This window comes from Streptomyces parvus, assembly GCF_014648875.1.
GTDB lineage: Bacteria > Actinomycetota > Actinomycetes > Streptomycetales > Streptomycetaceae > Streptomyces > Streptomyces parvus.
The window spans coordinates 335,550-361,529 of sequence record NZ_BMRY01000009.1 but is presented as its reverse complement, the minus strand read 5'-3'; the positions used below and the strand labels follow the sequence as shown (position 1 = coordinate 361,529).

Annotated in this window: 14 protein-coding genes; 7 read left to right on the top strand and 7 right to left on the bottom strand. The window is 72.9% G+C overall.

Translation table 11 applies throughout. The annotated features are described in order from the left end of the window. Positions 1-477: 477 nt before the first annotated feature. Genes IE140_RS26805 through IE140_RS26795 form a run of 3 tightly spaced genes read left to right on the top strand, consistent with a single transcriptional unit; the run spans position 478 to position 12,412 of the window. Positions 478-1,737, top strand: a complete 1,260-nt coding sequence (locus IE140_RS26805) for an MFS transporter (protein WP_150194268.1) — start codon at positions 478-480, stop codon at positions 1,735-1,737. After that, positions 1,737-5,054 carry a type I polyketide synthase gene (locus IE140_RS26800; RefSeq protein ID WP_150194270.1) on the top strand — a complete coding sequence of 1,106 codons (3,318 nt, stop codon included), beginning with the start codon at positions 1,737-1,739 and terminating at the stop codon, positions 5,052-5,054. Before IE140_RS26805 ends, IE140_RS26800 begins: the two co-directional genes overlap by 1 nt. Continuing rightward, positions 5,051-12,412 (top strand): non-ribosomal peptide synthetase, encoded by a 7,362-nt coding sequence (locus IE140_RS26795; RefSeq protein WP_150194272.1) that lies wholly within the window; start codon positions 5,051-5,053, stop codon positions 12,410-12,412. The genes IE140_RS26800 and IE140_RS26795 overlap by 4 nt, the downstream gene beginning before the upstream one ends. A gap of 35 nt (positions 12,413-12,447) precedes the next feature. Here the strand turns inward: IE140_RS26795 and IE140_RS26790 are convergent, their stop codons facing one another. The 7 genes from IE140_RS26790 to IE140_RS26760 all read right to left on the bottom strand — a co-directional run bounded on the left by IE140_RS26790 (position 12,448) and on the right by IE140_RS26760 (position 21,621). Then, a complete protein-coding gene (locus IE140_RS26790; protein WP_150194274.1) occupies positions 12,448-13,404 on the bottom strand; it encodes an alpha/beta hydrolase in 957 nt (318 codons plus the stop codon). Between the two features lie 108 nt (positions 13,405-13,512). Further along, on the bottom strand, positions 13,513-14,550 hold the full coding sequence (locus IE140_RS26785) for a glycoside hydrolase family protein (RefSeq protein ID WP_150194277.1): 1,038 nt from the start codon (positions 14,548-14,550) through the stop codon (positions 13,513-13,515). A 28-nt stretch (positions 14,551-14,578) separates the two neighbouring features. After that, positions 14,579-15,859, bottom strand: a complete 1,281-nt coding sequence (locus IE140_RS26780) for a TRAP transporter large permease subunit (RefSeq protein ID WP_032774640.1) — start codon at positions 15,857-15,859, stop codon at positions 14,579-14,581. Positions 15,860-15,863: 4 nt separating this feature from the next. After that, positions 15,864-16,496, bottom strand: a complete 633-nt coding sequence (locus IE140_RS26775) for a hypothetical protein (protein ID WP_150194279.1) — start codon at positions 16,494-16,496, stop codon at positions 15,864-15,866. Further along, entirely contained in the window at positions 16,493-18,622 is a 2,130-nt protein-coding gene (locus tag IE140_RS26770; RefSeq protein WP_150194283.1) for a hydantoinase/oxoprolinase family protein, read from the bottom strand. Before IE140_RS26770 ends, IE140_RS26775 begins: the two co-directional genes overlap by 4 nt. 226 nt (positions 18,623-18,848) lie before the next feature. Next, a complete protein-coding gene (locus tag IE140_RS26765) occupies positions 18,849-20,462 on the bottom strand; it encodes an FAD-dependent oxidoreductase (protein ID WP_093436000.1) in 1,614 nt (537 codons plus the stop codon). 58 nt (positions 20,463-20,520) lie between these two features. Then, positions 20,521-21,621: a LacI family DNA-binding transcriptional regulator gene (locus IE140_RS26760; protein WP_150194285.1), complete on the bottom strand. Its 1,101-nt coding sequence runs from the start codon at positions 21,619-21,621 to the stop codon at positions 20,521-20,523. A gap of 205 nt (positions 21,622-21,826) precedes the next feature. On the opposite strand from IE140_RS26760, the gene IE140_RS26755 reads away from it, so the two are divergent. From IE140_RS26755 to IE140_RS26740, 4 genes are all read left to right on the top strand, one after another. Next, on the top strand, positions 21,827-23,431 hold the full coding sequence (locus IE140_RS26755; protein ID WP_150194287.1) for an adenosine deaminase family protein: 1,605 nt from the start codon (positions 21,827-21,829) through the stop codon (positions 23,429-23,431). A gap of 147 nt (positions 23,432-23,578) precedes the next feature. Next, positions 23,579-24,019, top strand: coding sequence for a nuclear transport factor 2 family protein (locus IE140_RS26750; RefSeq protein WP_150194289.1), 441 nt, complete (start codon positions 23,579-23,581; stop codon positions 24,017-24,019). Next, positions 24,016-25,212 carry an MFS transporter gene (locus IE140_RS26745; RefSeq protein ID WP_150194291.1) on the top strand — a complete coding sequence of 399 codons (1,197 nt, stop codon included), beginning with the start codon at positions 24,016-24,018 and terminating at the stop codon, positions 25,210-25,212. Before IE140_RS26750 ends, IE140_RS26745 begins: the two co-directional genes overlap by 4 nt. Positions 25,213-25,299: 87 nt before the next feature. Then, positions 25,300-25,965 carry an ATP-dependent endonuclease gene (locus IE140_RS26740; RefSeq protein ID WP_150194293.1) on the top strand — a complete coding sequence of 222 codons (666 nt, stop codon included), beginning with the start codon at positions 25,300-25,302 and terminating at the stop codon, positions 25,963-25,965. Positions 25,966-25,980: the final 15 nt, after the last annotated feature.

Sequence of the window (25,980 nt, the reverse complement as noted above, 5' to 3'; positions counted from 1 at the left end):
TGACGAGCGGCGGGTGGCCGGACCTGGCTCCCGCACCGGCCCTGATGCCTGTGCCGCGTACGGGCGGTGGACGTCGGGATTCCGCCAAGTGCGCGTTGCCCCTGCTCCTCGGTCCGTGACTGCTCCGGGGCGTCCGGCGCAGCGCTCGTCCCGCTCTAGTCGTCCAGCTCGCGCGTCCCTTTCCGGCCCGGCCCTCCCGCCCGCCGGCCCCCTTTCACCCATCACGCACCAGCCGGTCGCCGGCCTGAACTCCCCAGGCCGAGCCGTACAGGCGGCGTCGCTTTTCAGCCGTGGTAGGGGTCCCGTGACGGTAGGGCGGGGCTTGACGGAATCGCCGCGCCCATGAGTGGGTCTGGAGGCACGCATGGGGCGGGTGAGAGGAAGAATGTTGGCTGACCGGCGCGGTATCGGCGAACGGCGCGGCGGCGGGTTGGCGCTCGCGCCGGAGACGTCCCGACGAGCCCGACGAGGGTGCGCATGAAGCGCTTCCGCTTACTCGTCCTCGGTAACGGCCTGTCTGCATACGGCAGTTATCTGAACATGGTGGCGTTGAACGTTTTCGTCTACGACGTGACGGGCAGCGCCCTCGCCGCGGGTCTCTTCATGGCGGTGCGGCTCGGCACGAGTGTCGCGTCCGGGTTCGTCAGCGGGCGTCTGGTCTCCGCGTACGACCGCAAGCGGCTGATCATCTGCGCGGATCTCGGCCAGGCGGTGGCCCTGCTGGCCCTGCTGGTCGCCCCGGAGGCCGGCCGCCTCCCGCTGCTGTACTGCCTCGCCGTGGTCACCGGCAGCTGTTCGACGCTCTCCCAGGTGGCCCTGCGCAGCAGCATCCCGGAGATCGTGGGGGCCGAGCATCGAGCCCGAGCGAACGGCCTACTGGTGACCGGTCGTTCGCTCGCCATGATCGCGGGATTCTCCTCGGCCGGCGTCGTGGTCGCCCAGTTCGGCTACACCTGGGCCTTCCTGCTGGACGCGTGCACCTTCCTGATCTCCGCCTCGATCCTCGCGCTGCTGCCTCTGCGCACCAGGTCGCGGGCCGAGGAGGCGTCGCAGGACACGGTGAAGACCCCGCCGAGCGCCGGGTACGGCTCGCTGCGGATGCTGCGGGCCGCGGCACCGGTACTGATGGCGATGATCGCCCTGCGCGCCATGGACGGCCTGGGATCCTCGTCGCACAACGTGGCGTTGCCCGTGCATTCCAGCTTGCTAGACCCGGACCATCCGGCCACGTTCATCAGCCAGTTCTGGGCGACCTGGGCGGTCGGCAACATCATCGCCCAGCAGGTGCTGGCCCGGTACACCCGGCGCACCGGCCGGACCCCGGGCGAGCGGGCCTTCGCCATCGGCGCCTGCGTCATGTCGGGCGCCTTCATCATCGTCTTCACCGGGCTGCCGATCGGGATGACGCTGGCAACGGCGCTGATCGCCGGAGCGGCCGACGGGGTGACCGAAGTCATCTACGTCTCCAGGCTCCAGGCGGTCCCGGACGAGCAGCGCGGTCGGCTCTTCGGGCTCTCCGCATCGGTGGAGAACGCCGGGTTCGGGCTGGGAATGCTGGTCAGCGGCTTTCTCCTGGAGGCCTTCTCGCCCCTCCAGGTCGTCGCCTCACTGCACGGTCTCGCCATCGTCGGGAGCCTCGCCCTGCTGGCCTACCTGGTGCTGCGCCGGTCCCCGGCCGGACCGGAGGAACAGGTGCCGTCTCCGGCCGACAGCGTTCTGAGAAAGGAGCACAGGTGATGGGCGCCGAGCAACGGGACCCGAGCATCGCCGTGGTCGGCATGGCCTTCCGCCTCCCCGGAGCGGACACCCCCGAGGACCTGTGGCGTGTCATCCGCAACGGCGAGAGCCGGTTCACCCGGTTCACCCGGGACGACCTCGAAGCGGCCGGTGTCCCCGAGGAACTGTACGGGCGCGAGGACTTCATCGGCACGTCCGCGATCCTCGACGACATCTCCGGCTTCGACGCCCGGCACTTCGGGATGACCGCCCGCGAGGCCCGCCTCACCGACCCCCAGCAGCGGCTCTTCCTGGAATGCGCGCAGCACGCGCTGGAGAACGCCGGTTACCCCGACGAGCGGGACGGCAGGAGGATCGGGGTCTACGCCAGCGCGGGTTACCACCTCTACAACATGCAGTCTTATCTGATGAACAACGTGCTGCCGAACGAGGACATCGGCGACTGGCTGGCCGGGATGCAGGTGATGGTCGGCAACTTCACCGACTTCAACGCCACCCGGGTCGCCTACCGCCTCGGCCTCACCGGCCCCGCGATCAACGTGCAGACCGCCTGCTCCAGTTCCCTGGTCGGCGTCCAGCTGGCGGCCAACTCACTGCTGTTGGACGAATGCGACATCGCGCTGGTGGGATCCGGATCCATCCACGTCCCGCAGGTCCTCGGCTACCACTACGTCAAGGGGTCGATCCTTTCCAAGACCGGCCGTCTGCGGGCGTTCGACGCCTCGGCCGACGGCACGGTGGGGGGCACCGGCATCCTCGCCGTCGTCCTCAAGCGGCTGGACCGCGCCCTCGCCGACGGCGACACCGTGCACGGCGTCATCCGCGGCTGGGGCGTCTGCAACGACGGCTCCGACAAGAAGACGTTCGCGGCACCCAGCGAGAGCGGCCAGCAGAAGGCGGTCCGCCGCGCCCTGGACCACGCGGGCGTCGGCGCGGACACCATCGGCTACCTGGAGACCCACGGTACGGGGACGCTGAAGGGCGATCCGATCGAGCTCGCGGGAGCGAGCGCGGCCTACCGCCAGGACACCGACCGCACCGGATACTGCGCGCTCGGCGCGATCAAGGCCAACATCGGGCACCTGGACGTCGGCGCCGGGCTGGCCGGACTCGTCAAGACCCTGCTGGTGATCAAACACGGAGTTATCCCGCCGATCGCGGGGTTCAGCACCCCCAACCCGCTGCTGGGACTGGAGTCCAGCCCGTTCTACGTGCCCGACGCCCTGCGGCCCTGGCCGGAGACCGGCACTCCTCGCCGGGCAGGCGTCACCTCGCTCGGCGTCGGCGGCACCAATGTCCACATCGTCCTGGAAGAGGCGCCCGAGCCCGCGCCGCGCACCCCCGGGGCCGCCCCGCCGCCGGACGTGCTCCTGGTCTCCGCGACGAGCCGGGAGGCTCTCGCCGACAACGCTCGCTCGCTGCGCGACCACCTCCGCCGGCACACCGCCCTGCCGGTGGCCGACCTGGTCACCACCGCCGCCCTCGGCCGCACCCACGGCCGGCACCGGATCGCGGTCCGGGGCACCACCCCCGTCGACCTGGCCGAAGCCCTGGACGACTGGCTGGCCCGCGCCGAGAAGTCACCCGAGCCCGCAGGTGACCATGCACCGGCACCGGACGCCGCCACCCGGGTGGTGTTCCAGTTCACCGGCCAGGGGTCCCTGCGCCCCGGCGCGGCGGCGGCGCTGTACGAGCGGTTCCCCGTGGTCCGCGAGGTGCTGGACATCTGCGAGGAACACCACCGCCACCGCACCGATGAATCGTTACTGCCGATCCTGACCACCGGGGACACCGACGCCTTTGACGGCGGCCTGTCCACCGAGACCGCGCAACCTGCCCTCTACGCCCTCCAGTGCGCCCTGGTCCGGCTCTGGCAGGAGGCGGGCATACAGGCGTCCGCGGTGACCGGGCACAGCGTGGGGGAGTACGCGGCGCTCCACGCGGCCGGGGCGCTCTCGCTGGAGGACGGCCTCGCACTGAGCGCGCATCGCGGCCGGCTGATGCGGGACCACTGCAAACCCGGCCTCATGGTGGCCGTGATGCTCGGACGGGAGGAGGCGACGGAGCTGGCCGCTTCCTGCCCCGGCGTGGAGCTGGCGGTGACCAACGGGAAGCGCTCCCAGGTCCTGGCGGGCCCGGTCGCGGACATGGAGGCCCTCTGTGCCCGCCTGACGGACCGGGACATCGCCCACGAACGCCTCGGCGTGGACCGGGCCTTCCACACCGCGACCATGGATCCGATGCTCGACGGGTTCCGGGCGGTCCTGGCGACGACGCGCTTCACTCCCGTCCGTACCCCCTTCATCAGCTCCCTGGACGGACGCACCCGGCCACCAGGCTGGACCCCCGACGCCGAGTACCTGTTGCGCCACGTCCGCCGGCCGGTCCGCTATGACGCGGCGCTCGGCTCCGTGGCGGCCGAACACCCCGACGTACTGCTGGAGATCGGGCCCCACACCACGCTCAGCGGCCTGGCCCGTCGCGCTCTGCCGACCGTGCGGGCGACCCCGTCGCTGCACCGGGGCTCCGGGCTGACCGCGCTCTACGGCGCCGCCGCGGCGCTGCACCGCGCGGGAGCGGACGTCCGCTGGGAGCTGTTCCTGGCGGGCACCGCCGGGCGGCGCGTCCCGCTGCCCGGCTACCGCTTCCAACACCGCCACTACTGGGTCGGGGAACCTCCCCGGCCGCGCGCCACCATGAATCCGGTCAGAGAGGAACGCATTGTGACGGCAGAGACGACGGAGACCACGCACCTTCTGGACGGCATCCTCGGGGTGCTGTCCCGGGCCTTCGGTGAGGAGCTGACCTCGGTCGCGGCCGACACCCCGTTCTTCGACCTCGGAGCGGACTCCCTCCTCATGATCAACGTGCTCCGGGAGATCGAGGAGGAGCATCAGGTCAAGGTCACCATGCGTGAACTCTTCGACGAGACCGGCACCCCGCGCCTCCTCGCCGAACTCATCGCCGCCCGGCTGCCCCGCGAGCACCGCACGACCATCCCCGCCCCCGTGCCCGCCGCCCCGTCGCCCGTGCCGCAGCAGCGGTCCGCCGAACCCTCCTCCGTACGGCAGCAGAGCGTCGCCGCCCCGTCCGCCGAAGCGCAGCTGCCGGCGTCCCCGCCGCCGTCGGCCGGCCCGGAGTCCGCCCCCGACGCCGACGACAGCGCGTTCATCACCCGGAGGGAGTACCAGGAGCTGGCGGGGCGAGTGGAGCAGCTCTCCCGGATCCAGCTCCAGATGCTCACTCAGCTCTCCCAACTGCTCACCCTGCAGGCCGGCGCGACCGTGTCCGCCCCGGCGCGCGAGGGAGTCCGGTGAACGAGCAGCGAAGGCTCACCGCCACCCTCGACCAGGACCTGGCCGCGATGGCCGGACTCGTCCAGCGCATCAACGAGCAGATGAACGCCGGACCGGCCGCGTCCCCCGCCGCATCACCGGCCGCGTCCCCCGCCGCATCACCGGCCGCGTCCGCCGCGGTGGAGAGCGCCGAGCAGCCCCGGATGCACGGGCCGCGGGTCGAGGTGGCCCCGGACGCGGGCATGGTCCGCACCGGCTCCTCCCGCTCCCAGCAGCAGCACCTGGACGACCTGATACGCCGCTACACGGCACGGACGGCGGCCTCCAAACAGCTCGCCCAGCGCCACCGCCGACGGCTCGCCGACAGCAGGGCCATCGTCGGATACCGCAGGTCCACCAAGGAGATGCTGTACCCGGTGGCCGCCCGTCGTGCCGAGGGTGCGCGGATCGAGGACATCGACGGCAACAGCTACACCGACATCACCATGGGATTCGGGGTGCTCCTCTTCGGCCACGAACCCGCCTTCGTCCGGGAGGCCGTCCGCGAGCACCTGTCCCGGGGCATCCGGCTCGGCCCGCGCGGCGTCGAGACCGGCCAGGCCGCCGACCTGCTGTGCGAGCTGACCGGGATGGACCGGGTGGCGTTCGCCAACTCGGGCACCGAGGCCAACGCGGCGGCCATCCGGCTCGCCCGTGCCGCCACCGGGCGCGACCGGATCGTCACCTTCCAGGGCGCCTACCACGGCCATGCCGACCAGGTGCTGGGCCGCCAGGCGGGCAAGGAGGGGACCGTTCCCGTCTCCCGGGGCATACCCGGCAGCGCCGTCGCGGAGCTGACGGTGCTGGAGTACGGCAGCGAGTCCGCGCTGCACGCGATCGAACAGGACGCCGAGCGCATCGCCGCGGTCATCGTGGAGCCGGTGCAGAGCCGTCATCCCTCGCTCCGGCCGGCCGAGTTCGTCCGCCGGCTCCGCGAGCTGACCGCCCGACACGGCATCGTCCTGATGTTCGACGAGATGCTGACCGGGTTCCGTCCCGCTCTGCGCGGTGCGCAGGACCTCTACGGGGTCACCCCGGACCTCGCCACCTACGGGAAGCTGCTCGGCGGCGGCTTCCCGATCGGCGCCGTCGCCGGCCGCGCCGACATCATGGACGGCGTCGACGGCGGCTACTGGAGCTACGGCGACGACAGCGGCCCCACCGCCGACACGACCTTCTTCGGCGGCACCTACCTCCAGCACCCGGTGTCGATGACGGCGGCGCACGCCGTCCTCACCCACCTCAAGGAGCACAGCCCCCGCCTCCAGGAACGGCTCAACGCCCGCACCACCGAACTGGCCACCGGACTCAACGCGTTCTTCGAGAACGAGGACTTCCCGCTGCGGATGGGCTGGTTCGGCTCCCAGTTCCGCTTCGAGCACCGCGCCGACATGGAACTCCTCTACCCGCACCTGATGCTGCGTGGCGTGCACGTATGGGAGTGGCGGAACTTCTTCCTCTCCACCGCCCATACCGACAGCGACATCGAGCACGTGGCCGACGCCGTCCGCGGATCGCTCACCGACCTGCGGGAGGCGGGGTTCTTCCGCACCGCCACCACGACCGCGCGCCGGTCCGGCCACGACCGCCCCGCCCCCGCCACGGCACCGCGCCAGGCCCCCGGGGCCACGGCCACCGACGCGGTCGCGGCCGGGGAACCGGCCGCACCCGCGCCCGGGACGGAGCCCCGCCCCACGGCCCCCGCGACACGGCCGCCGGGGCCCGCCGGCCCGGCACCCGTCCCCGTCGCCACCGCGTCCACGCCGTCACGGCGCGCCGACTTCAGCCTCTACTTCTTCGGCGACTATCCGCAGGAGGGCTCCGGGCCGCAGGAGGGGCGCTACGAACTCCTCATGGAGGCCGCCCGGTTCGCGGACGAGCACGGCTTCGAGGCGCTGTGGATGCCCGAGCGGCACTTCAACTCCTTCGGCGGTCTCTTCCCCAACCCCGCCGTGCTGGCCGCCGCCCTGGCCCGGGAAACGCGGCGCGTCCGCCTGAACGCCGGTTCGGTCGTCATGCCGCTGCACGACCCGATCCGGGTGGCGGAGGAGTGGTCCATGGCGGACAACCTCTCCGGCGGACGCGTCGGTCTCGGGGTGGCCAGCGGCTGGAACGCCGACGACTTCGTCTTCTTCCCCGAGCGCTTCGGGCAGCACAAGGAGGAGATGTACGACCGGCTGGAGGAGGTCAAGCGCCTCTGGCGCGGTGAGGCGCTGCGCCGCACCACCGGCGACGGGGAGCGCGACATCCGCCTCTTCCCCCGTCCCGTACAGCCCATGCCACCGCTCTACACGGCGGTCGTGTCGAACCCGGAGTCCTATGAGCGGGCCGCCGAGCACGACCTGGGCATCGTGACCAACCTGATGACCCAGGACGTCGACCAGCTCCGGGAGAACATCGCCCGCTACCGCCGGGCCCGGAGCCGCCACGGCCTCGACCCGGACGCCGGGCGGGTCGCCGTCCTGCTGCACACCTACCTCGGCGCAGACCACGAGAGCGCCCGCGCCGACGCCTTCGAACCGATGGCCCGTTACATGCGCGCCTCCCTGGCCCTGTTCAGCGGCGTCACCAACAGTCTCGGCCTCTCCGCCGACCTCAAGGCGCTCAGCGAGGACGACCTGGACGTGGTCTTCCGCCGGGCCTACAGCCGCTACTGCGACCAGCGGGCCCTGATCGGCGATGTGGACTCCACCCTGCCGGTGGCCCAGGCGGTGGCCGACGCCGGCGCGGACGAGATCGTCGCCCTGGTCGACTTCGGCGTCGGCGCGGAGCAGTTGCGCGCCGGCCTGCCCCGCCTGGACGCCCTGCGCCGCCGCCACCGGGAGCGGCGCCCCGCCGCCACCCCGCAGGACGCTCCCCTCTCCTCCGGCCAGGAACGGATCTGGTTCCTGGAACGCCTGCTGCCCGGACGCACCGCCTACAACGAGGTGAAGGCGATCCGGCTGCACGGCCCGCTCGACACCGGGGCCCTGCACGGTGCGGTGCGCCGGCTCGTCGACCGCCACGCCGGACTGCGCACCGTCTTCCGGGCGGCCGGTGACTCGGCGGTGCAGGTGGTCCGGGACACCCTCGAACCCGACTTCGCGGTGGTCGACGGCGTCCGCGGGGACGGGCGCACCGTACGGGACGTCCTGACCGAGGAGAGCGACCGCCGGTACGACCTGGAGAACGGGCCGCTGTTCACCACCCGGGTGGTGCGGACCGGCGACGACGAGCACGTCCTCGTGATGGCGTTCCACCACATCGTGGTGGACGCCGCCTCGGCGACCATCCTGTGCCGGGACCTCTCCGCCCTCTACCGCTCGGAGCTGGACGGCACCGGGGCCGGCCTGCCCGAACCGGACTGGAGCTACGCCGACTACGCCCGCGACCAGCGCGAGGCCGCGGACGGGCCGCGGGCCCGGCAGGACCTGGCGCACTGGCTGCGCGTGCTCGACGGCGACCTCCCCGTCCTCGACCTGCCCACCGACCGGCCCCGCCCGGCCGTGATGAGCTCCCGGGGCCGGGCCGTCTTCCATTCGCTCGACGCCGGACTGAGCGACCGGCTGCGGCGGCTCGGCCGCGACCGGCGGGCCACCGTCTTCATGACCCTGGTGGCCGGATGGGCGGCGATGCTGCACCGCGTCACCGGCCAGGACGACATCGTCATCGGTGTTCCCGTCTCCGACCGGCCGCGGCGGGCCGAGGAACTGGTCGGCTTCTTCGTCAACACGGTGGCCCTGCGGGTCGACCTCACCGGAGACCCCGGCTTCACCACCCTGCTGGACCGGGTGCGGGCCGTCGCCCTGGACGCCTACGACCACGCCGAGACACCCTTCGAGGACGTGGTCCGCGCCCTGGCACCGCCCCGGAGCACCGACCGGACCCCGGTGTTCCAGGTGTTCACGGAATTCCAGTCCGACGAACCCTTCCGCCTCGACCTGCCCGGAGTGCGGGCCGTCCCGATGGAGGCCGGCCCCGACAAGGCGCTCACCGATCTGACGGTGTACTTCACCGACCGGCCGGAAGGCATCCGCTGCCACCTGGAGTACAACACCGACCTGTTCGACCCCGGCACCGTCGACCGGTTCTTCGAGGTCTTCCAGGATCTGCTCGCGGCCGCCGCCGACGGCCCCGGCACCCCGCTCTCGCTCCTCTCCCGGGTACCCGCCGAGGGAGACGAGGTACCGGAGAGCTGGGGGAACGGCCCCCGGCGCCCGGTTCCGGACATCACCGTCCACGACCGGTTCGCCCAGCAGGCGGCCGCCCACCCCGGCCGGACCGCCGTGCTGGACGGCGACACCGCCGTGACCTACGCGGAGCTGGACGAGCGCTCCCGCAGGCTTGCCGCCGCGCTCACCCCGCTCGCGGCGGCCGGGGACCCCACCCCGGTCGTGGCGGTCTGGCTGCCGCGCGGCGCGGACTTCGTCAGGGCCGTGCTCGCCGTGGCCCGGGCCGGGTGCGCCGCCGTGCCGCTCGACCCCTCGCTCGGCACCGTACGTGCCGCGCAGGTCATTGCCGAGAGCGGTGCCCGGCTGGTGATCAGCGGTCCCGACGGGGCACGGCAACTGTCGCTGCCCGCCGCGGTACGGGTCGTCGCACCGGACGCCGAACCGGCCCCGGGAACCGTCCCCTCCACCGCCCCCCGTGTCACGAACGCGTCCCCCTGCTCCGTCATCTACACCTCGGGCAGCACCGGCACCCCCAAGGGGGTGGTGCTCAGCCACCGTTCCCTGGTCGACCTCTGCCGATGGCACCACGACCGCTTCGGACTGACCGGTGAACACCGTACGGCCGTCGTGTGCAGCCAGAGCTTCGACGCCTCGCTGCTGGAGATCTGGCCCACGCTGACCGGGGGCGGCACGCTGGTGGTCGCCGACGACGCCACCCGCCGTGATCCGCTCGCCCTGGCCCGCTGGTTCGCCGACCGGGCCGTCGACTTCAGCGTCCTGCCGACCGCCCTGGGCGAGGAGGTGCTGCGCCTCCCGGCGGCCGACCAGCCTCCGCTGCGTCACCTGCTGCTGGGCGGCGAGGCGCTGCGGACCCGGCCGCGACCGGAGGCCCCGTACGAGACGGTCAACGTCTACGGCCCGACCGAGACGACGGTCCTCTGCCTCACCGAGACGGTCGAACCCGCCGTCGGCGACGCCCCCGACGGCAGGACCGAGGCCGTCCCGATCGGCCGGCCCGTCGACAACGTGACGGTGCGTGTGGTGGATCCGTCGGACAAACCGGTTCCCATCGGGGAGGTCGGTGAACTCCTGGTCGGAGGTCCCGGCGTGTCCGACGGCTATCTGCACCGGCCCGACCTCACGGCCGAGCGGTTCACGACGTCGGCGCCCGGCATGGCGGAGGGGCCCGGATACCGCACGGGGGACCTGGTCCGCTGGCGGCCGGACGGACGGCTGGAGTTCGTCGGACGCACCGACGACCAGGTCAAGATCCGGGGCTACCGGGTGGAGCCGGAGGAGGTGGCCCGGGTGCTGAACGGTCTCGACGGTATCCGCCGGGCGGCCGTCGTCGGTCGCCGCCGTGGCAACGGCGAGGCGTATCTCGCCGCCTACGTGGTGCCCGCCGAGCCCGACACCGGGGACGCGGCGGACGACGAGCGGCGCACCGAGCGGTGGGCCCGCGAGCTGGAACAGCGCCTGCCCGAGTACATGGTGCCGCGCTCCTGGCGGACGCTGGACCGGCTGCCGCTCAACAGCAGCGGCAAGCTGGACCGCGACCGGCTCCCGTCGGTGGAACCGGCCGCCCCGGCCGGGGCCGAGCCGGAACCGGGCGCGGACACGTCGCCCACTCCGGCCGGCTCGCCCGTCGACGTGGCGCGGGGGCTGCGCGTGCTCTGGGCGGCCGAACTGGACCTCGTCGCAGACCGCGTCGACCTCGATGCCTCCCTCTTCGACCTGGGCGGGCACTCGCTCACGGCGATGCGCCTGATCAACCGGATCAGGGAGAAGTGGGGCGTGGAGTACCCGCTGTCCCGGCTCTACCAGGAGCCCACCCTGCGCGCCCTGACCGCCTTCCTGGCCGGTGGTGACACCGGGACGCGGACCGTCGTCCGCGTCGGCCCCACCACCGAACAGCAGGCCCGTTTCGCGAACCTGCACTCCCAGCACGCCAGGCCGCAGGTCTTCAACGTCGGGCTGCGCGTCGACCTCTCCGGACCGCTGGACACCACCGCTCTGCACGGGGCGATCCAGAACCTGGTGCGGCGTCACGAGTCGCTGCGCACTCGACTGGTCCGGGAGGACTCCGGCGGCTGGCGGCAGGAAGTGCTCGACCACGAGCCGGTCGATCTGCCACTGGACGACCTCACCTCCCGGCCGGAGGCCGAGCGGGCCGAGGAGGTGCGCCGTATCGTCGAACAGGCGTCGGACACCGCCCTCGACCCGTCCACCGGCGACGTCCTCGCCGTCCGGCTGCTGCGCACCGCCGCCGAGGAGTGGATGCTGCTGTTGGTGACACACCACTGCACGTGCGACGGATGGGCCGTGACCACCCTGCTCAAGGAACTCGCCGCCTTGTACCGCGCGGCGGTCACCGGGGACGGGCACGGGCTGCCCCCGGCCCCCCAGCAGGTGGAGTTCGCCCGATGGCAGGCCGCCCACTACGAGGCGACGGACGAGCGGCGCACGGACTACTGGATCGAGGAGCTGGCCGACGCCTCCTTCACCCTCGGCCTCCCCCTGGACCGGCCCCGGCCGGAGAAGCTCAGCGGCAGGGGAGGCGTGGTCCGGTTCACCGTGCCCGCCGAGGTCCGGGCGGCTGCGGAGCGGCTCGCCGCCCGTCGGTCCACCACGCCCTTCGCGGTGGCCGCCGCCGCGCTCAGCCGCCTGCTGACCACGCGGGCCGAACAGGACGAGGTGGTCCTGAACATCTCCTACGCGGGCCGGGACAGCCGTGCGTTCGAGTCCCTGGTCGGCTGTACGGCCACCGGATTCGCCCTGCGGGTCCGCGACGCCCGCGACGGCACGCTGGCGGAGCTGGTGGACCGGGTGGGCCGCACCACGGTCCTCGGCATGGAGCACGCGATGCCGCCGCGCAGGGTGGTCCCGGCGATGCTCCGGCGCAAGGGCATCCGCATCCCGGACCGGTTGGACATCGGCCTGGCCTACGAGAGTTCGCTGGACACCGGGCTGGAACTGCTCGGACTCACCGCCACCGTGGCGGAGATCGCCCCCGAGGCGGCCCGGTCGGAGTTCATCATGGTGCTCACTCCGACCGGCGATGTGCTGGAGGGCGCGGTGGAGTTCTCGGCGGACCTCTGGGACGCCACCACCATCGAGGAGTGGACCCGCGAGTACGTGCGGTTGCTGGGGGAGGAGGTGGGTGAGGCGCCCCGCGAAGCGGGGGCCTGACCCGGAGAAGGGCGGTCGGAGACTACGGCCGCCCTTCAACCCCCGCCCAGTGCCCGGCGCAGCACCGCGATCTGTTCGCGGGCCGCCCGGCGCGGCAGCGTGAGGTGGGGGAGCACGCCGTCGAAGCCGTGGAACGCGCCCGGCCACAGATGGAACTCGGTCGACACCCCCGCCTCGATCAGGCGCAGCGCGTACCGCGCGCACTCGTCGCGGAAGACCTCCAGCTCGCCGACGTCGACGTACGCCGGAGGGAGTCCCGACAGGTCGGTCGCGCGGGCGGGTGCGGCGTACGGAGGGACGTCGTCGCTCTCCGTGAGCGGGCCGAGCAGCGCTGCCCAGCCGTAGAGATTGTTGGCGCGTGGCCACTTGACGGCCTCGGTGAACTCCCGGCTGGAACCGGAGGTGTTGCGGTCGTCCAGCATCGGGCAGAGCAGGAACTGGAAGATCAGACCGGGGCCGCCGCTGTCCCGGGCCAGGAGTGCGGTGGCGGCCGCGAGCCCGCCGCCCGCGCTGATCCCGCCGACCGCCAGGCGCCCGGGATCGAGCCCCAGCGGTTCCGCTTGGTCCGCCGCCCAGCGAAGGGCGCGGTAGCAGTCCTCCACGGGTGCGGGATACGGGTGTTCGGGCGCCAGCCGGTAGTCCACCGAGACCACGGCGCAGTCGGCCTCCAGGGCGTACGCGGAGACCCGGGCGTCGTCCGTCTCGGGGGAGTCCAGCACCATGCCCCCGCCGTGCATCCACACCAGACAGGGCAGCGCGCGGGCGCCCGCCGCCCGTGGCCGGTAGGTCCGGACCCGGAGCGGGGTGGGGCCGGGCAGCCGGTGGTCGGTCACCACGACGCCCTCGGCGGGCGGGCCGGCGGACCGGGCGGCGCGCTCGGCCCGCAGCGCGTCCAGTTTCTCGTACGGCAGCCCGTCGAGCACGGTGGGCGGCGGCGGGTCGGCCGCGAGCGCGGCGGCCATCTCGGGGTCCAGATTGGGGTGGTGGGGCATGGCGGGCCAAGCCTTCCTCGGTGCGACAAGGTGCGGGTGTCCGTGGTGTGGCGTACAGCGTGGGGGTGTGCGGGGACAGGCGCCCCCGCACACCCCCGCGCTCCCGTGTCAGCCGCGGGCCACGCAGATCGAGCCCTTCAGGCGCTCGCCCGCCTCGTAGACCATGTACGGCACACCCCGGTCCGTACCGAAGCTGGGCGCGGCGGCCCGGCCGTTCTCCGGTGCGGCGTTGCTCGAATCGTAGAAGAGGCCGAGGTGGTTGCGGCGGGAGAAGTCGTTGCCGACCTCGGTGATCAGCATGTTCCCGCCGGTCTCCTTGCCGGTGTGGTAGACGACGTAGGTGCTGTTGTTGCGGGTCAGCAGGTGCGCGCCGCTGATGTTGTTCGCGCCGACGTCGGAATGCCGGATCAACGGCTGTTGCGCGAACGTCCAGTTGCGGCCGTCCTTCGACCAGCCCCAGCCGATGTCACGGTGGTTCGACTGGTTGTTGACCATGAAGAGCATCACGTAACGGGCGTCGCGCGCGGGCAGGTTGTGCCGGAACACCCGTGCGTACGACGTCTCGCTGGTGCCGGCCGGAAGCATGTCCTTGGTCAGCACGGTCTTGTCGTACGTGAAATTGATGCCGTCCTTGGAGCGGGCGAGCCGGGTGGTGTGGTTCTCGCCGTGGAAGTACAGCCAGAGCTCCTTGACGTCCTCGTTCCACAGGACGTGCGGCGAGGAGACATGGCTGACCTTGTAGTGCGGCTGCCAGTTGTTGGAGACGATCGGGTTCGCCGGGTACTCCGTGAACGGGCCCTCCAACGAGTTCCCGTAGGCCAGGCAGATGCCGCCGGGGGCGTCGTGCGGGGCGTAGTAGAGGTAGTAGCGGCCCAAGGGGTTGGCCAGCCGGTCGTAGACGCCCCGGATGCAGGGGAAGATGATCTCACCCGTCGGGTTGTACTTCAGCTGGGAGGGCGTCAGGAGCGGCTTGAGGTGCTTGTAGTCCGGGAAACCGCCCGGTGCCGCGGCTGCCGGGCTCGCCGTCGCTCCGGTGGCGGCCAGTCCGGCGGTCGCCGCGATCCCGGCGACCGTCCCGCGCAGGAAGAACCGGCGGCTCGGCTGTTCCGCGTCGGGCGTGCGGGGTGAGTCCTGGTGCTGTGTCATGTCGTTCTCCGTCCCGAGAAGTGATGGATCACAGGTAGGTGGCGGCGGTGACGCAGAAGCCGCCGAGCGCGACGGCCCAGACGTACGGCAGGGTCCGCAGCATCACCTGCTGCGGGGTCACCCCGGCGTACTGCGCGCTCCACACGGTCTGGGTGCTGGTGGGGTCTGACACCCCGAAGACCTGGTTGTACGAGGTGGCGAGACCCAGCACCGCGACGGCCGGGTAGATGCCCGCCGCGATGAGGACCCCGGCGATCCCCGCGCCGAGACCGAAGACGTTGAGCGGACCGCGGTACAGGCAGAGCGGTACCAGCAGCGTGAACACCAGCACGAACAGCACCGGGTTCTGCGGGCTGACCGCCTTGACCAGCGGCTCCAACGACTCGACCGCGCCCGGCAGTTTGACCGCCGCGAGCAGGATGCCGATCGCGATGAACAGCACCATCGGGGCCGCCGCGACCTCGAACGCCCCGTACAGGGTGCGCAGCAGCCGCTTGTTCATCTCGCGCGGCCGGGTGGTGGTGAGCAGCGCGTACAGCACGCCGGCCAGCATCGACGGCAGGATCGCCACTTCGAAGCCGAGGGCCAGCACCAGCGGCACGACCGGCGTGAGCAGCGCGTACCACGGGGCGTCGCCGAGCTGCTCACGGCGCGAAACGGGCTTCGCCGAGGCCGACTTGAGCGACCAGGCGTGCTCCACGCCGCGCCGCCGCGTCTCGACGAGGACGAACAGCACGGCGGCGGCCAGCGCGAACGGGAACAGCTTCAGCATGAAGCCGCGCACCGTCGGGACGGGCAGTTCCAGCGCCGTGGAGAAGAACTGCCAGATCGGCAGCTCGAAGGGCATGCCCGCGGCGATACCCATGAGGATGGTCCCGGCGGCGGTGACCTTGGGGATGCCGACGGCGATCATGGCGGGGATGCCGATGATCCCGGCGAGCATCGCCGCGGGGGCCGACCCGGTGACCGTACCGACCAGCGTGGAGACCGCGAGGACGCCGAGGGCGACCACCACCGGCCGGTCCCCGCCGAACTCGACGATCTTGCGGACCAGGGTGCCCGCGATACCGGTCTCGTCCAGCAGCTTGCCCAGCCAGGAGCCGAGCAGGATGGCGACCATCGTCGCGGCGAGCGCCGGGGCGCCCTCCTGGAGGACCGTGTCCAGGACACTGTTCTCGCCGGTCAGCGGTGCGCCCGCGATGAAGGCGATGGCGACGGCCAGCAGGACGAGCGCGAAGCCCGTGGGGAGCTTGCGGGTGAGCATCGCGGCGACACCGGCCGCCATGACAAGAAGGATGACGACGCCCATGGCGTTACTTCTCTCTTCCGTGCGGGGATCCCTGCGGGGACCCGTGCTGCGGCTCGGCCGCCGTGGCCAGCGCCGCCGTCAGCAGGAGGGGGCTGCGGCCGAGGCCGCAGACCGTGCGGGCGTGGGCATGGGCGGCGATCTCGTCGGCGCCCGCGACATGGCCGTACAGGGTGTGCCGTCCGGCGCGCAGCACGACGTGGTCCAGGGCGCGCTTGAGGTCCTTCTTCCGCGGCCCGTGGTGCAGTTGCTCGTGCACCGCCTCGTGGGCGACGGCCGCGGCACGCACCGACCCCGCCGGATACCAGTGCCGCCAGCCGAGCAGGTCGATCAGCTCGTCGGCGAGCGCCAGCGTGTCGGTGAACAGCTCGACGGTCGGCACCGGCCGCGAGGTGTAACGGGCCAGCAGCCCCCTCGCCAGGCCCCCGTCGCTCTCCACGATCCGCGCCGTGGCGGCGACCGGCTCCAGCCCCGCCCCGAACGCGTCGGCCGTCGCGGCCCAGTGGCGCAGCAGCGCCGGATCGCGCCGCTCGTGCGTGGGCGTGTTCCGCAGCAGCCGTACGCCGAACTCGACGTCGTCCGCGGCCTCCAGCTCCGCGATCGCCGCGCGCGCCGCGCGGTCCAGCAGGGCGGCCGTCACGACCGGACCTCCACCACGGCCACGACCGGCTCGTCGGCCGCCCGCGACCGCAGTTCGCTGCGCGCCAGCGCCAGCAGCGGGTCCGGATCGAGCACCCCCGACAGGTCGGCGATCCGGGAGCCGAGCAGCAGCCGCAGCGCCGGAGCCCGTACCCCGCCGTCCCCGTACGACGTGGCCTCCTTCACGAGGCCCGCCAGCATCTCGGGGGCACGCCCCACCGTGGTCGTCTCGACCCGGGCGTCCGGGGCGTGCAGCCGTACGACGCCGTCCGCGTCCACCACCCGCACCGGGTGCCGGTCCGCGCGGAAGCGGCGGCGCACCTCGGTGCCGTACACCGTGTGGGCGGGGGTGCCCGCGAGGACCCGCACGGACGCCGGGTCGGTGCGTAGGCTCGTCGCGGCGGCCCGCAGCCGGTCCGCGTCGTCCGCCCGGTGGGCGCGGTCCTGGGTGCGCAGCTCGGTCGCACCGGTCGCGACCGCCCGTACGGTGCTGGTCTGCGGGTCGACGGTGACCTCCACCTCCACCCCGTCGGCGGCGGCCCCCTGGGCGATGACGGCCGCCTCGGCCTCCGCCCGTACGGCGAGGATCTGCTCCTGGCCGGCGCCCGGGATGATCCGCTCGACCTGCTCGCGGATCAGGGCGAGGGCCACCCCGATCGGGCTGATCACCTCGTTGTGCCGGGCGATCCGCCCCTCCTGGCCGGTGACGGCCGCCAGGTGTGGGGTGACCGAGGCGGCCCCTCCGCCGCCCCCGACGAGCACCGCGGTGTCCTTCTCCAGGCGGTAGTCGCGCATCATCGACTCGACCACCGACTTCACCTGGTCGGTACCCGCGTCCAGCAGCTTCGTCGCCGCCGTGGCGACATCCGTGCCGAGCGCGGCGGCCAGCGGGGCGAGCGCGGCCCGCGCCACCTCCTGGTCGCAGCGGGCGAAGTCGCCCTCCGGCACCCTCCCGAGCGCGTTCGCCGCACAGGTCATGGTGATCGCGAACCGGCCGCCCGCCGCGTCCAGCACCGCGTAGTCCGCCGGGTCGTCGGCCATCGGCCGGATCGTGGTCACCCTCGCGTCCCGCAGGTCCTCCGCGTCCGCGAAACAGGCGTACGGCAGGCCCGCGATGTGTGCGCTGCGCGGCCCGACGCCGACGACCTTGCCGCCGTCGATCCGGACCATCGAACCGCCGCCCACGCCCACCGTGCGTACGTCGAGCGCCGAGAGGTACGACGACCTGCCCAGCATCGTGGCGTGCCGCACGGCGACCTTGCCGCGTCGCACGACGCTGATGTCCGTGGACGTGCCGCCGGTTTCCAGGAACAGGCCCTCACTGACGCGCTCCTGCATCAGCGCCCCGGCGACGCCCGCCGCCGGACCCGACAGCACCGTCAGCAGCGGTCTGCGCCGCATCTCGTCCAGCGACATCACCCCGCCGTCGCAGCGCATCACCATCAGCGGCGCGCTCACGCCCGCCTTGGTGATCGAGGCGTCGACCAGGTCGGCGGTGGCGAGCATCCGCGGCAGGATCGCCGCGTTCACCACCGCCGTCCGGGTTCGCTTGTGGAGCCCGTACAGCGAGGTGATGTCGTGGGCGGCCGTCGTCGGCAGCCCACGCTCCCGGGCGGCCACCGCCACCGCCTCCTCGCCCTCCGGGCGGTCGACACTGAACGGCTGGCTGGCGACGACGACTTCGGCCCCCTCGCGGACGACCTCGTCGAGCGCGGCGCGTACGGCGGGGGCGTCGTCCGGGTCGGCGACATGGGCGTAGGCGAGCGGCAGCCGCTTGCCCGGGGTCAGCTCCAGCTTGCGGAAGGCGGCCAGCCGGCGGGTCAGCGTGGCGCCCGGACCGGTGCCGATGCCGATCAGCCCGACGGTGGCCACATCGCCCTCCAGCAGGGCGTTGGTAGCCTGGGTCGTCCCGTGGGCGAGGAACGTCACGTCCTCGGGCGTGTGGCCGGTCTGCTCCAGCAGCCGGTCGAGAGCTTCGACGATGCCGTGGGCGACACCGTCCTCGTGGTGGTGGCTGGTGGGTACCTTCACCTGCCCCAGTAGTTGCAGGGTCGTGGCGTCTACGGCCACGGCGTCGGTGAAGGTCCCGCCCACGTCGATGCCGACGCGGATGCGGTGGGTGTTCATGGCTGGGCACCTCCTCGTGCGGGTGGGCAGGGCGAGGGCGGCAGGACCGGGTGTCGGCAGACGCCGTGGGTCCTGGGCCGGGCGGGTACAGGTGGAGCTGCGCCCGCCCGGCGCTCCGCGACCGCCCCTGGGGGCCGTGCGGTGAAACAGGTCGTGCAGATGGAGCGGGCCGGGACGTCCCCGGAGCGGGCCGGGACGTCCACGGGGCGGGCCGGGGCGTCCCCGGTCAGTAGCCGCGTACGTCCGGCCAGTGGCGCTGGATGCCGTCGCGTTCCAGCAGCCGGGCGAACACCTCGAACCGCTTGTCCTCGGCCTGCACCCGGTGCGGCTCGACGTTCTCGGCGACACAGTGGGCGGCCAGGGCGCCGGCGACCTCGCCGATGTTCCACTCCACCGGGTGGAGCCGGTAGCAGCCGTTGGTGATGTGCGTGGTGCCGATGTTCTTGCCCGCGGGCAGCAGGTTGCGGACCCGGCGGGGGATGAGCGCGCCGAGCGGGATCTCGAACGGCACCGAGCCGATGTCGATGTAGTTGTCGCCGCCGGTCGACGGGTGCAGATCGATGCGGTAGTTGCCGACGCCGACCGAGTCCCGGTGGCGGGTGCCGCCGTACGGGCCGACGATGTCGATCGACACGTCGTGCTCGGTGACCGTGGTGACGGCCTTGATCCGCCGCGACTCCCGGACGTACGGGGCCTTCGCCAGGCCGTCCGCCGTGCCGGTGACGTCCGGCCGCAGCCGCAGCCCCGGGAAACCCCGGCCGCCGTCGGCCCGGGGGGCCTCGGTCTGGAGCCAGTACAGGACCGACAGCGACAGCTGGCGCGCCCCGTGCAGCGCGGCGGCCGCCGTCTCCTCGCCGTCGCCGATCAGAGGCTTCAACCAGTAGTCGTTCAAGGGCCAGTTGACCAGCGTGATGTCCGAGTCGAACGCGCCGGGACGGTGCAGCTTACGGGCCAGGATCCGGCGGAAGCCGAACAGCTCCTTGTCACCCGCGTCGGCGGACTGGTCGGCGCTGACGTCCAGCGGGTCCAGCTCCGGGTTCGGCACGAAGGTGCGCGGGACCGCCTCCAGGCTGCGCGGGTCCGGGGCGAGGAAGCCCAGCAGCGGACCGGGCCAGAACTCCGGCTGGTAGGTGCGCCAGAAGTCGTAGTCGGCCGGGCGCTCGATGGTGTGGTCCTCGCCCTCGTGGTGCGAGAGCGCGAAACACACCGTGATGCCCTGCTGGTTGAGGGGCTGCGCCTCCTCGGGGGCGTGCGGCTCGTCGAATTCGCTCCGCGCCTCCGCGCCGATCACATGCTCCACACCGCCGAGTTCGAGCAGCTCGCCGGTCTCGGTGGCGTCGATGACGTAACGGGCGCTGATCGTACGACGGTTGCCGCTGCGTGTGTCGGCGAGCGTGACGGACCGTACGGTGTCGTCGTCGCCCGCCTCGGCGGCCACCGGCCGGTGCTCGGTGAGCAGCGTGAGCAGTCCGGCGGAGCGGTACGGGGCGATCATCGCCTCCATCACCGCGAGCGCGACGCGTGGCTCGTGGCACAGCTTGCTGACGCGGCCCGCACCAGGATTGAGGGTGCGCAGGGCCAGCGCCTCGGACCGCAGCGGGTACCACTGGCGGTAGTAGTCGCGGATGGACTCGCGCAGGGTGCGGTACGAGGCGGTGGTGCCGAACTCCTCGACCCACGGGTGCTCGTCCGGCGGGACCGCCTGCGAGGTGAGCTGGCCGCCGATCCAGTCCGTCTCCTCGGTGAGGACGACGGTGCGCCCCACCCGGCAGGCGGCGATGGCGGCGGCGACCCCGCCGAGTCCGCCGCCCACGATGAGGATGTCGGGTTCGGGTATCACGGTTCTCCTTGAAGTGCTGGATGTACGTGGTGCGGTGACAGGCCCTCAGGTCTGGAGGTCAGTACCGGGCGGGGGCCGGGCCCGCCGTGGAACCGGGCCGGAAGGTGCAGGCGACCAGGGGTTCGGCCGCCTCCTCCCCGGAGACCAGTGCGGCGAGCATCCGGACGGCCGCCGCGCCCAACTGGGGCCGTGGGATGTCGAATCCGGTGGGAGCGGGCTCCTCGGCCAGGTCCGGCGGCGGGCTGCCGAGCAGCGCCAGCGAGGCGTCGCGCGGGCAGTCGATCCCGACGAAGTGGGCGGCTCCGTGCAGGGCGCGCCAGGCGTCCCCCGTGTCGGTCTCCTCCGCGACGAACGCGGTGACGCCCTCGTCGAGCCAGCCGCGCAGCCGCTCCGCGGTCAGGTCCCGCTCGGGGTCGGCGGAGCGGAAGACGGCGGCGGGACCGCCGGGCAGCCCCGCCTCCTCCAGGCCCTTGAGGAAGCCGTGTTCACGGTCGGTGGAGGCGGGCGCATCGTCGTCCTCCCGGACCAGCACGATGCGCCGGTGCCCGAGCGCCGTGAGATGGCCGACGACCTCCTGGCTGGCGCTGATGTAGTCCGCGCCGACCCAGGCGAGCCCTTCCAGCTCGTCCCGGCGGCCCAGGTGGACCACAGGGAAGCCGTCGGCGACCAGCCGCCGCAACTCCTCGGCCGGCGCGTGCCGCCCGAGGAACAGACAGCCGTCGGCGAGCCGGACCCGGGCCAGGGCGTTCGGCCCGGCAGCCCCCGCCCCGCCCGTGCTGGACCCGGTGAAGAGCACCAGGTCGTAGCCGCGGGCTGCGGCTTCCTGCTCGACGCCGACCAGGAACGGGTAGTACGAGTGCTGCACGTCGGTCGGGAACGTGGACGTGAAGCTGAAGACCCCGAGCAGATTGTTCCGCGCGGCGGCCAGCCGGCTGGCCGCCGGATCGGGGACGTAACCGAGCGCCCGCACCGCGTCGAGCACCTTGCGGCGCGTCTCCTCGGAGATCGTCACGCCCTGCTTCCGGGCCCCGAGCACCAGCGAGACAGTGGCCTGCGAGACCCCGGCGAGCCGGGCGACCTCGGCCTGCCGCGGCCGGGACGTACGGCCCGCCGGTGCGGGCGCGCGGCCCGGCCTGGCCCGCTTCCTGGGTTCTTCCACGGTGTTCCTCCGGATCACTAATGCGTATTAGTAATGCGCATTAGTGAGTCACTGTGGACCTTCGTCTCACACCGGTCAAGGGATCGCGCAAGACTTCTTTCGGCCCTTCTGTCGTCAGGGCGCTACAGCACACGATCGGGTGGAACCCATGCAGGCCCATGTGTTTCGCGCGGGCGGGGGTCGTGCCCGACGCGATCATGCGGCGGTGATCTCAACGATTCGGACGGCCTACCGTCCCCACTCCCTGGTCCCGGCCGGGATCGCCGCACTCGCCTTACTCACGATCCTGCCCGCGCTCCCGGCCACCGCCGCACCGGCCCAGGACCCCGCCGCCCCGGCCGCGTTCCGCGTCACCACCCCGGCCGAGCGCAGGACCGCCGCCCGTCTGGACGCGCTGCGCGACGACCCCGCCCGCCTCAAGGGCTTCTTCGCGGGACTGCCCAAGGGCGGCGACCTCCACAACCACCTCTCGGGCGCGGTCACCACCGAGTACCTGATCCAGCTCGCGGGCGAGAACGGCCTGTGCATCGACGCCACCGACACCGCCGTGCGCCCGCCCTGCGGACCGGGCACCCGGCCGGCCGCCGACGCCCGCACGGACGCCGAGTTCCGGCAGCGGATCGTCCGCGCCTGGTCCATGCAGGACTTCCCCGCCGACCAGTCCGGCCACGACCACTTCTTCGACACCTTCGGCAAATTCGGCGAGGCGACACGCGACCGCGGCAAGATGCTCGCCAACGTCGCCAACACCGTCGTGGAGCAGAACCAGTTCTACCTGGAGACCCTGGTCACCCCCGCATCGGACGCCGCGAAGAAGCTCGCCGAATCCGTGGGCTACGACGCCGACCTCGCCGCCTTGCACCGGAAGCTGGTCGCCGGCGGAAAGCTCGACGGGGTCGTCGACGAGGCCGTACGGGAGGCGGACGCCGCCGACGCCCAGTTCCGGGAGACGGCGCACTGCGACACCGGCCGCCCCGACCCCGGCTGCCGTCTGCCCGTCCGGTGGATCTCCCAGGTCTCCCGCGGCAGTTCGAACGAGCGCGTGTTCACGCAGATGGCCGTCGGTATGCGGCTCGCGGAGCGCGACTCGCGATTCGTCGCCGTCAACCTCGTCCAGCCGGAGGACGGGGAGAGCGCCCTGCGCAACTACCGCCTCCAGATGCGGATGCTCCAGTACCTGCGCACTCAGTACCCGGACGCCCGCCTCACCCTGCACGCCGGTGAGCTGACCCCCGGCCTGGTCAAGCCCGAGGACCTGACGTTCCACATCCGCGAGGCCGTCCACGTCGCCGGAGCCGAACGCATCGGCCACGGCGTCGACCTCGTCCACGAGGACGACTGGCAGCAGCTGGCCCGGACGATGGCCCGGCGCGGTGTCGCCGTCGAGGTGCCGTTCAGCAGCAACAAGCAGATCCTGGGCGTGGCGGGCGACGACCACCCGTTCAACGCCTACCGCCGCTACGGCGTCCCGGTGGTCCTCGCCACCGACGACCCCGGCGTCTCGCGCATCGACATCAGCCACGAGTACCAGTACGCCCGCGCCACCTACGGCCTGAGCTACACCGAGCTGAAGGACCTGGCGCGCGCCTCGCTGGAGCACGCCTTCCTCGACGGCGACAGCCTGTGGGCCTCCGGCTCCGCGCGCACCGGTTACCGACCGGTCCGCGCCTGCGCCGGATCGCAGCCGGGCGTCGCCCCGCCGGCACCGGCCTGCGCCCGCCATCTCGCGGACAACGCGAAGGCGGCCACCGAGTGGCGCCAGGAAGCCGCGTTCGCCGGATTCGAACGCCGCCAGGGCGGAGCGCGCTGACCCCGCACCACCGCTGACCGGCCCATGACCGGGGGCGGGACCGTACGGTGTCCACCGGACGCGTACGGCCCGCCCCTCGGGCGTGTACGGGTCCCGCTCCCGCCCGCAGGACGCGCGGCCCGCCCGGCCCGCGGTTACCCTCGCGGCATGGGAGAGAGCGGAGAGGACGAGACCGCCGAGCCGGCCCCGGACCGGGGAGGGCCCGATACCGACCACGCCCGGCTCACCGCGATCGTCGACGACTGGGCCGCCGCGATCGTCGCGAACGACGCGGCACGGATCGCCGACTTCATGGCCGACGAGTGGGTCATCGTCTCCGAGTCCGGCATCACGGAACGGGAGGCGTTCCTCGACCACGTCCGGTCCGGCGACCTGACCCACTCCGCGATGGAGGCCGTCACCCCGCCGAGGGTCCGGGTCCACGGGGAGACCGCCCTCGTCACCGCCCGGATCACCAACACCGCCCACTACGGCGGTCAGCGCTTCGACGCCGACGAATGGACCACGGACGTCTTCGTACGGCACGACGGGCACTGGCGGTGCGTGCTGAGCCACATCACCCCCGCGGCCCCGCCCGCCGGTTCATGAGCCCCGCGCCGCGGAGCGGGAAACGCCTCGGCTACCCGGCCGCCGCGGCCGTCTTCGCCATCGGCATGGCGGGCACCACGCTGCCCACCCCGCTCTACGGTCTCTACCGGGAACAGCTCGGCTTCTCCGAGCTGATGGTGACGGTCGTCTTCGCCGTCTACGCCCTCGGAGTGATCGCCACCCTGCTGCTCGCCGGGAACGTCTCCGACGAGGCGGGGCGACGGCCGGTGCTCCTGGCCGCCCTGGGCTTCTCGGCGGCCAGCGCGCTCTGCTTCCTCTTCGAGGGCGGGCTCCCCGCCCTGTTCGCCGGCCGACTCCTCTCCGGGTTCGCCGCCGGACTGCTCAGCGGCGCGGCGACGGTCACGGTGATGGAGCTGGCCCCGCCGGGGCGCGCGGCGCGGGCGGGGCTGGCCGCGACCGCCGCGAACATGGGCGGCCTGGGGTGCGGGCCGCTCCTGTCGGGGCTGCTCGCCGAGTACGCCCCCTGGCCCCTGCGGCTCCCCTTCCTCGCGCACCTGGCCCTGATCGCCGTGGCCGCCGTGCTGGCCTGGTTCCTCCCCGAGACGGTCGCCGCCGCCCGCGTGCGGGGACTGCGGCTGCGGCCCCAGGGCCTGGCCGTCCCGCCCACCATGCGCGGCGTGTTCACCACCTCTGCGCTGGCCGCCTTCGCCGGATTCTCCCTGCTCGGCCTCTTCACGGCGGTCGCCCCCGCGTTCGTCGCCGAGACGCTCGACGTGCACAACCTGGCCCTCACCGGGCTCGTCGTCTTCTCCGTCTTCCTCGCCTCGACGGCCGGGCAGGCGCTCATGGGGCGGGTCGGCGAGCGCCGGGCCCTGCCGGGCGGCTGCTTCGTCCTCGTCGCCGGACTCGTCCTGGTCGGCTCCTCGCTGCTGTTCACCTCGCTGCCTCTGCTGGTCGCCGGGGCCCTGTGCGGCGGCCTGGGCCAGGGGCTGGCGTTCCGCGGCGCGGTGGCGGCGATCAGCGCGGCGGCCCCGCCCGAGCACCGGGCGGCGACCGTGTCCGCGTTCTTCGTCATCGCCTACCTGGGCATCTCCCTGCCCGTCGTCGGCGTCGGCGCCCTCACCCTCGGCATCGGACTGCGGAACGCCGGACTGACCTTCTCCGGCTGCGTGCTCGCCCTCGCCCTGGGCGTCGGCCTCCACCTGGCCCGCAGGCAGCCCGCACCCCGGTGACGTAACGCCGCCTGTGCGCACCAGGGCCTCGTCGACGTACGCGAAAACCCTTGTCGTACCCGTCGATCATGGTGCGAGACTGGCCGGGTGGACACAGCGACGCGCTTGAGGCAGGCGGTCATCTCCTGGGCCGCGGACGACAGCGACACTCCGGCACCCGCCGAGGCCGGGGCCGCCCGTGACCTGGCGGCCGGTCTGGGGCTGCGCACGGTGGTGCTCGTCGAGGGCGTCAGCGACCGTGCGGCGGTCGAGGCGCTCGCCGAACGCCAGGGCCGCACCCTCACCGCCGAGGGCGTCGTGGTCGTACCGCTCGGGGGCGCCACCAGCATCACCCGGTTCCTGCGCCTCCTGGGACCCGACGGGCTCGATGTCCGGCCCGCCGGGCTCTGCGACGCGGCGGAGCAGCGCTTCTTCCTCCAGGGCCTGGAACGCACCGGCTTCGGCGCGGGCCTCGCCCCTGACGACCTGGAGACGCTGGGCTTCTTCACCTGCCACGCCGACCTGGAGGACGAGCTGATCCGGGCGCTCGGCACCGACGGCGTCCAGCAGGTCATCGACGACCAGGGCGACCTGCGGACCTTCCGGCTCTTCCAGAAGCAGCCCGCCCAGCGGGAGCGGCCGGTCGAGGCCCAGCTGCGGCGCTTCATGGGAACGATCGGCGGACGCAAGGAGCACTACGCCCGGGCGCTCACCGAGGCCCTCGACCTCACCCGCCTGCCCCGCCCGCTCGACGGACTCCTCGCCCACGTCTGACCGTCGGCCGTCTCC